Origin of the sequence: Microcoleus sp. PH2017_24_DOB_U_A, assembly GCF_020738205.1 — a bacterium.
Classification (GTDB): Bacteria; Cyanobacteriota; Cyanobacteriia; order Cyanobacteriales; family Microcoleaceae; genus Microcoleus.
The window spans coordinates 102102-115871 of the sequence record NZ_JAEQCT010000016.1 but is presented as its reverse complement, the minus strand read 5'-3'; the positions used below and the strand labels follow the sequence as shown (position 1 = coordinate 115871).

Annotated in this window: 11 protein-coding genes; 3 read left to right on the top strand and 8 right to left on the bottom strand. The window is 43.1% G+C overall.

The annotated features are described in order from the left end of the window. Positions 1 to 2: 2 nt before the first annotated feature. The 3 genes from csx10 to cas10 are packed head-to-tail and all read right to left on the bottom strand — an operon-like array spanning position 3 to position 4355. The gene (gene csx10 / locus JGK07_RS01225) at positions 3 to 1271 is read right to left on the bottom strand and encodes a CRISPR-associated RAMP protein Csx10 (protein ID WP_293241267.1); all 1269 of its coding nucleotides are present in this window, start codon (positions 1269 to 1271) and stop codon (positions 3 to 5) included. Next, positions 1258 to 1983: an RAMP superfamily CRISPR-associated protein gene (locus JGK07_RS01220; RefSeq protein ID WP_293174784.1), complete on the bottom strand. Its 726-nt coding sequence runs from the start codon at positions 1981 to 1983 to the stop codon at positions 1258 to 1260. The genes csx10 and JGK07_RS01220 overlap by 14 nt, the downstream gene beginning before the upstream one ends. After that, positions 1980 to 4355: a type III-B CRISPR-associated protein Cas10/Cmr2 gene (gene cas10, locus JGK07_RS01215; RefSeq protein WP_293274438.1), complete on the bottom strand. Its 2376-nt coding sequence runs from the start codon at positions 4353 to 4355 to the stop codon at positions 1980 to 1982. Before cas10 ends, JGK07_RS01220 begins: the two co-directional genes overlap by 4 nt. Before the next feature lie 328 nt (positions 4356 to 4683). On the opposite strand from cas10, the gene JGK07_RS01210 reads away from it, so the two are divergent. Beyond that, the gene (locus tag JGK07_RS01210) at positions 4684 to 5010 is read left to right on the top strand and encodes an MgPME-cyclase complex family protein (protein ID WP_293174790.1); all 327 of its coding nucleotides are present in this window, start codon (positions 4684 to 4686) and stop codon (positions 5008 to 5010) included. Beyond that, positions 5007 to 5744, top strand: a complete 738-nt coding sequence (locus tag JGK07_RS01205; protein WP_293174793.1) for a hypothetical protein — start codon at positions 5007 to 5009, stop codon at positions 5742 to 5744. The genes JGK07_RS01210 and JGK07_RS01205 overlap by 4 nt, the downstream gene beginning before the upstream one ends. Positions 5745 to 5917: 173 nt before the next feature. Here the strand turns inward: JGK07_RS01205 and JGK07_RS01200 are convergent, their stop codons facing one another. The 5 genes from JGK07_RS01200 to JGK07_RS01180 form a co-directional block, all read right to left on the bottom strand. Then, positions 5918 to 6805, bottom strand: a complete 888-nt coding sequence (locus tag JGK07_RS01200; RefSeq protein ID WP_293195724.1) for an Rpn family recombination-promoting nuclease/putative transposase — start codon at positions 6803 to 6805, stop codon at positions 5918 to 5920. 78 nt (positions 6806 to 6883) lie between these two features. Then, the gene (locus tag JGK07_RS01195) at positions 6884 to 9079 is read right to left on the bottom strand and encodes a serine/threonine-protein kinase (protein WP_293225542.1); all 2196 of its coding nucleotides are present in this window, start codon (positions 9077 to 9079) and stop codon (positions 6884 to 6886) included. Between the two features lie 213 nt (positions 9080 to 9292). Continuing rightward, positions 9293 to 10219, bottom strand: a complete 927-nt coding sequence (locus JGK07_RS01190; protein WP_293174799.1) for an Rpn family recombination-promoting nuclease/putative transposase — start codon at positions 10217 to 10219, stop codon at positions 9293 to 9295. A 276-nt stretch (positions 10220 to 10495) separates the two neighbouring features. Continuing rightward, positions 10496 to 11431: an NAD-dependent epimerase/dehydratase family protein gene (locus tag JGK07_RS01185; protein ID WP_293174802.1), complete on the bottom strand. Its 936-nt coding sequence runs from the start codon at positions 11429 to 11431 to the stop codon at positions 10496 to 10498. Positions 11432 to 11501: 70 nt separating this feature from the next. Further along, the gene (locus JGK07_RS01180; protein ID WP_293202797.1) at positions 11502 to 11633 is read right to left on the bottom strand and encodes a hypothetical protein; all 132 of its coding nucleotides are present in this window, start codon (positions 11631 to 11633) and stop codon (positions 11502 to 11504) included. A gap of 26 nt (positions 11634 to 11659) precedes the next feature. Here JGK07_RS01180 and dnaG point away from each other — a divergent pair, with 26 nt between their 5' ends. Next, positions 11660 to 13660 (top strand): DNA primase, encoded by a 2001-nt coding sequence (gene dnaG, locus JGK07_RS01175; protein WP_293189657.1) that lies wholly within the window; start codon positions 11660 to 11662, stop codon positions 13658 to 13660. The last annotated feature ends 110 nt before the right edge of the window (positions 13661 to 13770 follow it).

Below are 13770 nucleotides of genomic sequence, written 5' to 3'. Positions count from 1 at the left end.
ATCTACACTGCCTCCTCTCTAAATATATTATGAAACTGGTTGCAAATTTGAATTTGTCCGAAACCTTCGCAAGTGCGATCGCCCAATCCCCTCATTTCCAACTCTCCCAATCTCTGAATCCAAACCTCTGGTTGAGTTGTACTGAACAAATAAACCGCTCCTTTCGTGGTAATCAGCTCTACATCTTTCATCAACCCCCAGCCCGCATTCCAACCAGACAGAAAATCATAACTGCTGTAAGCCGCCTCCAAACGCAAAGATTTATCTTGAGCTTCAACCCCTGCAAACTGGTGCAACATCTTTTCAGATATTACAGTTGTACGTCGCCAGTTTTCAGTCAGTATAGCATCAGATTGCAAGTCCAGGGTGAAGTAAGTTAGCTTTGTTGGTGACTCTTTAATAGGACTGCCAAAAACTACCCATTTGTCCCAACGCTCTTTTAGCCTTTGATTGAATTCATCGATGCGATCGCTCACATCTATCTTAGCATCAACAGGATTTTTTGTCTGAATTTCAACTTTCCCCAATCCTCTGGAAGTCGAACCGCCCAATCTAAAATTTTGATGGCGATCCTGAATGAAATCCCGCAAAGTCTCCGCTAAATCATCCTCGACTAAAATCGCACCTCGATAGTAAACAGGATTTTGTTTGGTTTCCTGAGATTCATTCAAAACTTCCAGGCTGTAAAGTATTTCTTCCTCAGATGTAGCCCTGCGACGGTTAATCCCAACTCGCGTTAGCAGGCGTTTGTTGACCGTAAGACTGTGATACTTTTTATTGAACTTACAGTAAAAACTAATACCAGCAGCATCGACTCTCCCTCCGTCTTCCGGGCAATTCGGATCGTAGGGATATCCGTAACCTTCTGCACAAAAGCGATCGATCAAAGTGTCAAAAACGCCATTTTTTTCTGGATCTTTGTCTTTGCGTTTGAAACCAGGCTTATTTTTAGAACTGAGTGCAGTTGCAGGTAAAACTCCATTTTCTTCAAATCTATCTTTAGGGATGAGCTTGCCATTAATTATCAGGGCTGGATAAGCATTTTGGAAAATTGCGGGATTTTCACTCAAGAATAAAGCTTGAAAATCGCCGCCATTTTGGGTCAAATCAGTCGATCGCCCATTTGATAGATCCAAAATCTGAGCAGCCACAGCACCCCGAATCACCGTACCCGGAATATAGCCCACAGCCTCGCTAATCGAACCTCCCGGTTTCTGGCGGGCGATCGCCAAAGGAGACAAAACCTTAATTTCCAGTTCAATTCGCTGCATTTTCCCCTCCCTTCGCTAGACAATCCCAATCTGCATCAGTAACTTCAAAATTCGGTAAAGTTTCCCAACTCAGCCATCCCAAACCTGCCGATTTACTTCCACCTAATGCGTGAATGTGCTTGAAACCAGCCAACATCAGAGGTTTCGCATAACTGGGACAATTTGGTAACAGATGAATTTGACCTTTAAACTTCAGTGAAACATTCGGCGGAGAAGTCTCTAAAAAGTAAAGTTTGTTTTCTTCAGCGGTGCGACGGCGGCGATTAATTGTGACTCCCGGACGTATAAATTCAGCTAAATTTTCCGGGTCTTCTGTGCAAATTAAGTCGTCAATAATTATGCGCGACGGCAAAACTGGATCGCCGAAAATTTGACTAATTAAACAGTGATAAGTATCATTATATCCTAATACTTCGTATTCGTTGCGCTTAAATTCATTCGGTGCATTCTCTCTGCGGACAACCATTTTACCGGCATTCGGAGATTCGCAAATTTCCCACCCCAAACCTCTCGCAATTTTCTCGCATTCGTGACGGAGGCGGCCTTTGATTTGAGAACCGGGAATTAACAAGTTGTCTTCTGAATTGCGGACGATCGGCTTATCTGCAAGGGAACCGGAGGAACCGCCCGCGCCTACACACAAAGCTGTATCAATTACTGCTGTAAGTGCGTAAGTCTCTATTGACGTTGATAAAGTCCTGAGAACAATCATGATTCAACCTCCGCCTCTGCCGAGCTTTCTGAACTTAATTGGGAATCTTCTAATTCAATGAAATCGTAAATATCTACAATTTCCCGCCAGATCGTTTCATATACGGTTCGTTTATTTTCCTCTATCACAGACATCCAAGGAGCTAGATTACCATAATTTTCTGCATTTTTTGGCTTGCACCAAGCTTCTTCAAACTCTTTTTTAAGTATTTCTGAATTACCATCTTTGAGTCTGGTTCGGAAATAGCGGTAGTTGAGAATCGTTGTATTTTTCCCTTGTTCTAGGAAACTGCGAATTTGGTAGAGTTGCGATTTGGGAAATTCAGCTTCTTTCAGCGCTTTGACCGACTCAATCAATCCGCCAATTTCATGCAAAGTGTACGGTGCGGCGTACAACTTAAGTTCTTGAGGACTGTCTTTGGTTAATGCTTCCTTGCGGAAGTCCTCAATGCTAGATGAAAGGGCAGTTACCGATTTCATTACCAGAAAATCAACTGTACCTCCACAGTATCCGTGTTTTTTTAAATCCTTAGCACGTTTTTTGGCTGATTTGAGCAATTGCTCGTAAAGTTTTTTGGCATAATAAATCGGAGTTTTCTGGTCGGCAATTAACACGCCGATTGATGTGCTTAATTGACATTTGCTAGCTGCTGCATTTTGACTTAGGTAGCGGTGACACTTACTGAGATCGATCGGCTTTTCTGGCTGAGTTTTAGTTTCATAGTTTCCTTTGATTTCCACGCCCGGTATCTGAACTTGTTTGAGCAAGATTTGTTCAAACTGTTCGCCGATAGTTTTGGCGATCGCCAATGCCCGATCTGCGGGTACAATCAAGATAATGTCATCGCCACCAATCGTAATAATCTCAAAGGGATGAATCCAAGCACCATCGGGAAGAGTCGATTCTGACTTGTTATTTTCTTTGACTTGGCGGGGATGAAGATGCTCGGCTAAGGCTTGATAAACAGCATATTTAGTGGCATTGTCAACATCTTCGCTAAAATCTTGATATTTTTGGGGAGTGGTGATTTTTTGAATATAGCCACCCATGTTATTGCCGTCAGCATAGATGTAGGCTACAAAGCCTTTACTCAAACTACCAAGCTGAGTTAAAGATTGAGCTACTTCAACTGTCTCAAGGTCGTTATCGCCGCAGTATTTCTGAAGTTTTTCGGGATGCTTTTCTAAGAAATCCTCAAATTTGTCAACCCAACCTTCAATGACATCAGGACGCCATTCTGCGTACCAATGAGTGTCTTTGATTGTTCCCTTCTTAGCCCGATCGCCCGCTTTGCGTTTCCGTGCAGAAACTTCCGAAAACCAAGGATTTCCCGGAAGACCTTTTTGACTACCATTATCGGTAGCGCGCGTGATAGCCGATCGCCGATCCGACTGATCTCTTTGCAAATAAGGGTGCGTTTCCAACATCGGCGGATAGCGGCGGCTGGGACGCTTTTCAACGTCATTCCCTTCAAAGTCATTACCACTGCGCCGTTGATTAAACATCACGGCTAATTTAGTAGTTAATTCATTAAAACTCTTGCGATTTATAAACGCCTCTTCAATATGAGATGAATAGACAGGTTGATTTGACTCTTTATCCAGCTTGCCAAAATAAGCTGCAACCACCGGATTTTTATATTCTGGGCGGTATTTATCTAGCCAGAAAGTTTCTTCTATCTGGTCTCGCAGCAAGCCAAATCGAATTTCTAAAAGCTTAAACGTATCTCCCACCGCGCAGGAATTAGCAGTTATGGTTTCATGGGAATAGCGTTTTTCAATGGCATCAGTTAACTCATTCACAAAAGCTGCTGGGCAGAAAGCTAAAATATTGCCACCAGTAGAATAGACAATCATTTCGGAAATCAAAGCCTCTGAAAGCTTTGGAACTCCAGTAAAGTTTTTATCCAGCCATTTTTTTACTTCTAAAGACTGAATTTTATCACTTGCAGATTCAGGACGTTTGCCAAAAAAAGCTGGCAAATCAACTAAGTTTATGCGATCGAGTAGTGCAGATGCACCGCGAATGTCTGGCAGTTTTGCGTCTTCAAATACATACTGCTTAACCTTAGTGACACCGCCGTACACTAAACCAATTTTTCCCGGCTGATTCCACAAATTCGGGTATTTATTTTGCAAATCAATAATTGTTTCTGGAAACTCTTCTCTGGAAATATTTTCTGGAATAGCCAGAAGTTCCCGCACCCGATCGACAATTTCCCTCACCTGGGGCGGCACTTCCTCCCCAGAAGTCAACGCCCGTCGCATTTCCTGCAACACGCTTAGATCAAATTGAGGTTTCCGTCGATCGCCCCACGCGACACACCAAGCAATACCGATCGCAATACTGTCCATATGCAAACCACTCCTCATCCGGTATGACAGCCCAAGATTGCCTTAATAATTTGTAATTCTTCAACGTACAACTCTATCTAATTTACTATTGTCACCTAAATTTTCCACAAAAATCAACCCTCAGAAAAATAATCCCCAACTCCCCCAACTCCCCTCAAACCAATCATTTTTCAGACATAACTGGCGCTGCACCTACCCAAAATGACAACAAATAGGGTAAAGTAAACGGCACAATAGTCTAAGGTTCTCGAACTGCCACAACTCGGCACATTCACCCTTAATCGACAAAACTCACAGATACAGGCGACATTCACCACCAACTACCAACCCCTAACAACCGACAAAAATGCAAACCTACTACTACGTTTTAGCCAGCCAACGCTTTTTGCTAGAAGAAGAAGCCCTTGATGAAGTGTTTAAAGAAAGAACTCGCAACTACCATGAACAAGAAAAACAAATAGACTTCTGGTTGGTCAAACAACCCGCTTTCCTAGAAGCACCCGCAATGGCAGCCATTAAAGCAAAATGCCCTCAACCAGCAGCAGCTATTGTTTCCACAGATCCAGTGTTCATTACTTGGTTAAAACTGCGATTAGAATATGTACTGACAGGTGAATTTCAAGCACCGTCAGCAACTATTCCCGATGCCCTCGCATCCCTACAGACAGCATGAATAAACAAGCACAAAAATCCACAGCGAAGTTAGGAAAATTTAGGGAAGAATTGTACAATTTTATTGTGTCTATTCCCCTATTTTCTGCTACTTCGATCGCAATTTTGACATTGACAATTTTGGCGAGTTCTGTTAAAGCTCAGTCAAGCTGCGAACCACCGAAGTCCGACGAATATCTACTGTTAATTGTCACCCGAACACCGGAACAGCAAGAAAAAGCAAAACGCTCTTTTCCCGGAAATAATGACAATACAGTTTGTCGGTACATTAACGATACTGTGACGAGGGTTGGTGGGTTTCGTAACTCGCAAATTGCGATCGATTGGGTTAAATACATCAAAGATGTTGTCGGATTGCAGGCTTACGTAGTTCGATCGCCCGCAGCAGCACTTCCCCAAAACCTGCCAGTCTACAACCCCCAGCCAGCACCAGGTTCAGAACCAATCGCCAATCCCCAGACTGGGAATAGTGGGTTCAATCCCCAAGCCCTCGGCCCCGGTTACGCCGTGTTAGTAGATTACTTCAATCAACCGGAATTAGCCGGCCAAGTCAAGCAAGCATTGGGTACGCAAGTAGGCTTAGCTTCCTACGGCCAACGTCCCTTTTTATTCGTTGCTTATACAACGGATCAAAACGCTGCTACTGCGGCGGTAAAAGCATTGAGCGATCGCGGTTTTTGGCCGATGTTGGTAGATAGCCGCCGTGTTACGGTAATTAGTCCTGCTGTTAGGTAAAATAGGACTTACGCCAGCACAATATATAGCTTGACAAAAGTGACGATCGCCCGTTAAATAGAAATGAGCGATCGTCGTATTTAAAATTTTGCAAGATGCCTTCGATACCCGCTTGACTTGGATGTGGATCTCGATTCAAATGTTGCGATCGCACGGACAAGTTCGCAAAATTCTTATATTTCCGACTGCTGCGCCTCCAGCCAAGCCTGCAAATCCGCCCCAGTAGCAAAATCCAACAGCGCCTCACTCAAATCTTCGAGTATCGGCAAGGGCAGATTAGCAACGCGCGATCGCATTTCCTCAGACATTTCCTGCTGTAACCGACGAGTCAATTGTCGGACAATCAGCGCACAGGCTTCTGCTTGTCGTCCTTGCTGTAATCCTTGCTGCAATCCTTGCTGCAATCCTTCCGCTTTAGCTTCTTGATAGAACCTCGTTTCCTGTAGTGTAATTCCCAACATCGATTCCACCTCCGCTCGACTTAACTGTGTAAATTTGTATGACATAATAGTCGTCAATAGTTCTATTATGTCACGGCTGGCTTCTGGGGCAACTTCTTGCTCCATTCGGCTCAGCAAATATCTTGCTTCTGCTGGTGCTTGAGCCTCTTCGACAGTCGTCAACACCATCAGCGCAATTCCCAAAGGCAAGGCCCGAATATCCCCCAACTCATCTAAGCACACCCGATGCACTTGATTGCTGTTGAGCAGAGCTCGATAAGGATAAACATCGCTTTGTTCAATGCTACGAGATGGATAAATCACCACAGCTTGCCAATCGCTATAACGACTGCGATTGCGGTAAAAATATAAAAATGATTCGCCAAACAACCTTTCGTAAAGTTGTTCATCTTTTTGAAACTGAACTTCACAAAAATAGACGATGCCTGCACCTTCAGATTCTGGTGGCAAAAATACGCCATCAATTTCAAATTTAGGTTCTTTGACTGCAACCGAGTCAAAGCGATAATTGGCAGCATTTGCTGGAGTTGTAGCCAGTAGATCGAACAGTAAAGTTGGCGCTTGCCCGAACATTTTGTAGAAGATTGAATCTCGTCGCATGAAATATTTGCAAAGAAAGAGAGATTAATTAATAATACATCATGGGATTGGCAGATTCCTAATATGATATAAGTCCTGTTATTGTCGTTGAAGCTGTTGCGGATTGTTTCCTAACTGACTTTCGGCCCGTTTTTTTGCCTCCACAGCCGCTCCATAATCCGGCTTGTAGCGAATTGCTTTGTCGTAAGAGCCGATCGCATCTCCGAATCTTTTCACCGCTACAAGGGCGTTACCGCGGCTGTACCAGGCTTCCGAATAGTCCGGTTTGACATAGACAGCTTCGTTGTAAGAGGCGATCGCATCTTCGTACCGCTTCAAATTGTACTGAGCATTACCTCTATTGTACCAGCCTTGAGATTCTTTCGGATTTAAATCCAAGGCTTTACTGTAACACTCAATAGCTGATTCGTACTTGCGTAATTCGTGGTAAGACCAACCTAAATTATACCATGCTTGATGATAATCCGGTTTTAATTTAACAGCTTTTTCGTAAGCTTCTACCGCTTCTTCATGTCGGCGCATTTTCAGCAAAGCTATGCCTTTACTATACCAAGCTTGATAAAAATTAGGCTGAAACCGCACCGCTTTTTCATAAGCTTCAAAAGCTTCTTGGTTTTTGTTCAATTCTAGGAAAACATTGCCTAAATTGTACCAAGCATCAGAATTGTCGAATTTGATTTCAACGGCTTTTTGATAGGATTCAACAGCGCGATCGTACTGTTTCAAATTTTGGTGAGCTTGGCCGCGATTGTACCACGCAAGGTACAAATTTGGCTGAAAATGTACGGCTTTTTCGTAGGATGCGATCGCCTCTTCGTAGCGCTGCGAGTCTAACAAAGCATCGCCTCTACCTTCCCAGGCTGCGGGATAATCCGGCTGGATTTTCAAAGCATTGTCAAAAGATGCGATCGCCTCCTTTGACTGTTCTAACTTATCCAAAGCATAACCGCGTCCCGTCCAAGCCTCCAAATACTCCGGCTTTAATTCTATAGCTTTATCGTAGGCTGACTGTGATTCCTTGTATTTTTTCAACTCATATAAAGTTTTAGCTTTTTCCTGCCAAACTTCCGCATAATCCGGGCGGAGAGTTATGGCTCGTTCGTAAGCTGCTAGAGCTTCTTCAAACTTGCTTAAATTGTAAAGAGTAATCCCTCGATTGTGCAAGTCAGTTGCATTTGCAGAATTAAAAGTATTGACACCATAAATTGATGCTAGAATAGTGATACCAATAAAACTGGCGATTGCGCCAATTTTAAAATATAGTTTTTGTCGCGGTTGAGGCAGCTTTTTTGCAGCAACAACCGGAGGTAATATCGGAACAGTACCGCTGAAAGAATTTTGCAACTCTTTAATAGCTTGCAGAGTTTCGCCAGCACTCGCATAACGCTGCCGAAAATCGTACTTTACCATCCGATCTAAAATCTTCGCAAATTCAGGACTCACCGATGCTTTATCCTGCCAAATAATTTCCTCTGTATCAGGATTTTTCGGCATTTGGTGCGGATTTATGCCCGTAAGGAACTGAATTGCGATCGCACCTGCTGCATAAATATCGCTGCTGAGTTTCGGATTACCGTGAGCTTGTTCGCTGGGCATATAACCGGGAGTACCGATGCTCACACTTAGGCTATTCTTGGGCTGAGGATTAGTAATTTGAGTAGTAATTTCCTTGACTGCGCCGAAGTCAATTAACACTAACTTACCATCTCGATCTCGGCGCAGGATATTGCGCGGATTGACATCGCGGTGAATCACATTTTGCTGGTGTACAAAATCTAAAATTTCCAGAAGTTCCTGCAAAATTGCAATCACTTCATCTTCTTTCATACCTCCGGCATTTCTAGAAGAACCCCCCCCAGCCCCCCCTTGGTAAGGGGGGGAGCCAACTCCAGCCCCCCCTTGGTAAGGGGGGGAGGCAACTCCAGCCCCCCCTTGGTAAGGGGGGGTTTGGGGGGGTGTAATTTCTTGACTTAAATCGTGGCCTTCGATAAATTCTTGAACGAGATAAAACTCTTGATTTTCTTCAAAGTAAGCAAAAAGTTGCGGAATGCGATCGTGATTTCCCAACTTATACAAAACTTGTGCTTCCGTATCAAACAAACGTCTTGCTATCTGTAAAGTTTCGGGATCGGTTGCTTGAGGTTTAAGCTGCTTGACGACGCACAGGTGATTACCTGGTAGCTGCTTATCTTCAGCTAAATAAGTTTGAGCAAATCCGCCGCCTCCCAAGTGACGGATAATGCTGTAGCGAGTGCCGAGTGTGATTCCAAGCATGAAATTTACCTGATATTTCCGAGTTTTTCTCCCCTTTCGGAGTAAAACAGGGGTTTGGGGAGAGGTTTTGTATCTGATTCAGTTTAACTAATTTGCGATCGGCTTTACAGCAGAAAGTCTGTAAACTTACAAGATGATTCTGCCGACAAGTGGTAAAATAGTCAGCGAATCATCTTTGCTCTGACAGTTTTACTTCAAAAAAGAGTGGTTAGTTTATTGAGAATTAACCTCCAACCAAGCAGTCAAATCTTCCGCGTTGGAGAAATCTAACAGGGCTTCTGTTAAATCATCCAATTTGTCGATCGACAATTCGCTAATTATGATTTGACTATCGGGATTTACTTGAGCAAAACGGCGAGTCAGTAAACGCATAATTAACTCTATTTTTCGTTCTTTTCTTCCTAATTTTAGACCTTCTTGTCTGCCTTGCTCAAATAAGGTTTGTTCATGGCTTTGCTGATCGTGCGCGAAAAACTCTTGTTTCTGCAATATGTCAAATTCTTCGCGAGTTAGATTAACATCCTGGGCTATTTCAAAAGCTCTATTAATTTGTGGTACTTCGCCCAATATTGCTGGAATTTCACGTAAAATCCCGCTATTTTTGATAAAGTAAATCCACTTATCAGTAATATTTTCTAATTGGTCTAATTCCTTCTTAAATTTTGGCAACTCTACAAAAACTAACTCCATCTGAGTATAGGGATAATCAAACAAGTAAGTTGTTTCTTTCAAAGCAAAGCGCGAACTTATATTTTGATGATTTTTAAACATTTTAAAATCTGCTATTGCCAAAAAAATGACAGACTGCAATCCCTTGTACAATTCCTGAATCATGAATTGTGTTCCATAAGTTTTTGCTGTATCCGACAAAACTAGCTTGGCAGATGTCTGCACGTGCAAAACTTGTATTTTAATAATTACAGATGTGTTGTTGTTAAGTGTGGCTTGGACATCTAAATAGCTGTTTGTCGATCCAATTATTGGGTAAGTCACATTGGGATCGATTATATCTAGGCTTTCAATTATTGTTTTTCCTTGATATAGTAAAGCATTCAAAAAATTAATTAAGATATCTGTATTGTCGGATGAGCCAAATATTTTCGTAAATGCAAAATAGATTTTGGGATTGATGAATCTCATGTTACTTTTCTCCCTTCAGATGCGTATTGTGCGGACTGTGCACTTTACTTTGATTTAACATGGTTTAGACGCATGGGCTAGAAACCTGGTTTCTACGAGTTTTGCCAACAATAACGATAACTATAGCCTTTCTCAAAGAGATGAGGTATGATTGACAGCTTCTATAACCATTAAACGTATAGGGCTGAAGCCCAACTACATACCTCATCTTTCTGAGAACCGCTATATGAAGAAACCGGGTTTCTGAAGTCGCAGGTGCCTCAGTCTAATTTTAGTTTAAACGGCTTTCAAAATCTGATCGTCAACGGAAAAATCTATCTCAGCTTTGTCTCTTCCCGAAACTACATAATCATTCTGAAATGAATCTTTCAATCCCGAAACTAAGTCAAACTCCGGTTTCCAGTTAAGTTCGGTGACAGCTTTATTAACTGAGGCGAAAAAGTGCTGCAATCTCATGGGGAAAGCTTTCTTTTTGCCAAAGTCAAATTGTTTCGGATCGTAGTGTACAATCTTAATAGCATCGGGTGATTTGCCTGCGGCTTGAATGCAGGCGCGCGCTAAACCATCAAAGGTGACAAATCGATCGCCCGAAACGTTGTAAATTTGCCCGATCGCCCTTTCGTTACCCAAAACCCCCGCCATCGCCATCGCCAAATCCTGACAGTGCCCCAACTGCGTGAAGTGCATCCCGTTACCAGGAATCGGAATCGGGCGATCGCGCGCAATGCGATCGAAAAACCAAGCCTCCAAATCGTTATAATTTTGAGGGCCGTAGATGTAAGTCGGGCGGATCGAAGTCCAAGGCAAACCGGACTCTGCCAAATAATTTTCCGTGTCGCACTTACCCAAATGTCGGCTTTTCGGATCCGTAGCGTCTCCTTCGATATGAGGCATTTGGTCGGATTTCAAATAAACCCCCGCAGAACTCATATAAACAAAGTGCTGCACCCGCCCCTTAAATATCTCAGCTAAAGGCTTTGTATCGCTCAATTCCCGACCGTTGTTGTCAAAAACCGCGTCAAACTCAACCGCCGATAACTGTTCTTGCAATTGTGCAACATTTGTGCGATCGCCCAAAATCTGTTTCACCCCCGCAACCGGCACAGGCTTATTGCCCCGGTTAAACAACACCACTTCATGCCCTTGTGCTGCTAAAATCTTAGTAAGATAAACCCCAATAAACCGAGTACCGCCCATCATTAAAATTCGCATTATTGCCCATGCTCCTTAAAGTTAGTCTCAATATCTTACAATAAAGCGAGTATCTTGCTTTGCCAACACTTCACGAGCGCATCGAACTCAAATAAACCGGATTTTCAAACCGAATATCCTGGCTGACTAGAAGTATTTTCGTAAAAAACCCGGTTTCTACGTACAGAAAAACTCCAATTGTGCGATCGATCAAAACAAACATAATTTTAACTCACCTAACATAGTCCTATGCAAGTTCCTAGGCTGCACCCAGAAACAATCGAAGAAGTCAAACAACGAGCCGACATAGTAGATGTTATTTCCGGTAGAGTTATCTTAAAAAAACGCGGCAAAGAATTCGTCGGCTTGTGTCCATTCCACGACGAAAAATCTCCCAGTTTCACCGTCAACCAAGCCAAACAAATGTACTATTGTTTCGGCTGCGGTGCAGGAGGCAATGCCTTTAAATTCCTCATGGAATTAGAAAAACGCTCCTTCAGCGAAGTCGTATTAGAATTAGCTAAAAATTATCAAGTTCCCATCAAAACAGTCGAACCGGAACACCGACAAGAATTGCAGCGCCAAATTTCTTTGCGGGAACAACTCTATGAAATCTCAGCACTAACCGCCAAATTTTACGAACACGCTTTACGGCAATCTCAAGGAGAAGAACCCTTAGCATATCTCAAATCAGAACGCAAGCTCAGCGAAGAAACTATCCAACAATTTCAACTAGGTTATGCACCCCAAGGTTGGGAAGCACTTTACAGTTATTTAGTAGAACAAAAAAACTATCCGGCGCAATTAGTAGAGCAAGCAGGATTAATTGTACCGCGCAAATCAGGCGGAAGTGGCTATTACGATCGCTTCCGCAACCGCATCATGATTCCCATTCGCGATACCCAAGGCAGAGTCATCGGTTTCGGCGGCAGAGCTCTCGGCGACGAACAACCTAAATATCTCAATTCTCCCGAAACAGAACTATTCGACAAAGGCAAGACTTTATATGGCTTAGATACAGCCAAAACAGCCATTAGCAAAGCCGATCGCGCGATCGTCGTAGAGGGGTACTTTGATGCGATCGCACTTCAAGCAGCGGGCATCTCCAACGCCGTAGCTTCCCTCGGCACAGCCCTGAGCTTAAACCAAGTGCGGCAGTTATTGCGCTACACGGACTCCAAACAAATTATCCTCAACTTCGACGCCGACAAAGCAGGAACCAAAGCAGCAGAGCGTGCCATTGGAGAAATAGAACAACTCGCCTATCAAGGAGAAGTACAACTGCGAGTGCTCAACATTCCCGACGGCAAAGATGCCGACGAATACCTCAAAACTTACTCCCCAGAACAATATCGAGAATTGCTCGACAATTCCCCATTGTGGCTTGATTGGCAAATCCAACAAATGCTCGTCAATCAAGATTTGAAGCAAGCGGATACTTCCCAACAAATCACCAAAAGAATCATTAAATTATTAACTAATATTACTGACGACAATCAGTTATCACATTATCTGCAAAAAAGCGCCGAAATCCTCAGCAAAGGAGATTTTAGACTCACAAAGATGATAGCAGAAAACTTACTCAATCAAGTAGTCAGCGATTGGGGACAGCGGCTGAATCAAGACGAAGCATTGACAATGCCACTGTTAATTAGAAACAAGCTGAAGCCGAGCAAACAATATAAAAAGCAGCGTGCAAGCAGCGACAGCAAAAGTTCAAAAACAGGCTTTTCAGTAGCAGCCCGCAGTCTGTTAGAAGAAGCAGAAGCACAATTATTGCAGATTTATTTGCACTGTCCCGAATACCGTCAAGAAGTCAGAGAAGCCATAGAAGCTAGAGACGTGCAGTTTAGCTTGTCTCACCACAGATTTTTGTGGCACCTGATTTTGAATGCAGAAATACTGCACAACATCTATTTACAAGCAGCGCCTTCTGAGTTAATATTGAAATTACAAGATAGCTTTATAGAATATCCGACCCAACTCAATCAAATCTCGCATTTATTTCATTTAAACGAGTTTTCGGAAAAAAATGTGTATCGCGCGCCTTTAGTTATTCGATCGGCGATCGCCTGTATCGAGCAAATCATCAGCATCAAGCGGCGCCGGATTGCCCTCGATATGTGGAAAAAAACCGATGCTGCTATAGAATATTACCAACAACTCTGCGCCGAACAAGAATGGATAGAGGAATTAGAGCGGCTGCGTCAAGTTAATTTTTACGATTTAACCTCTGTACCTTGGGGCTAATAAGATTTTAGAAGACACGGCGGTTTCAACCGCCGTCTTATAGCCTTTCTCAAAAAGGTGAGGTATGACTGACAGGTTATATAACCACTGAAACCAAGAGGGCTGAAGCC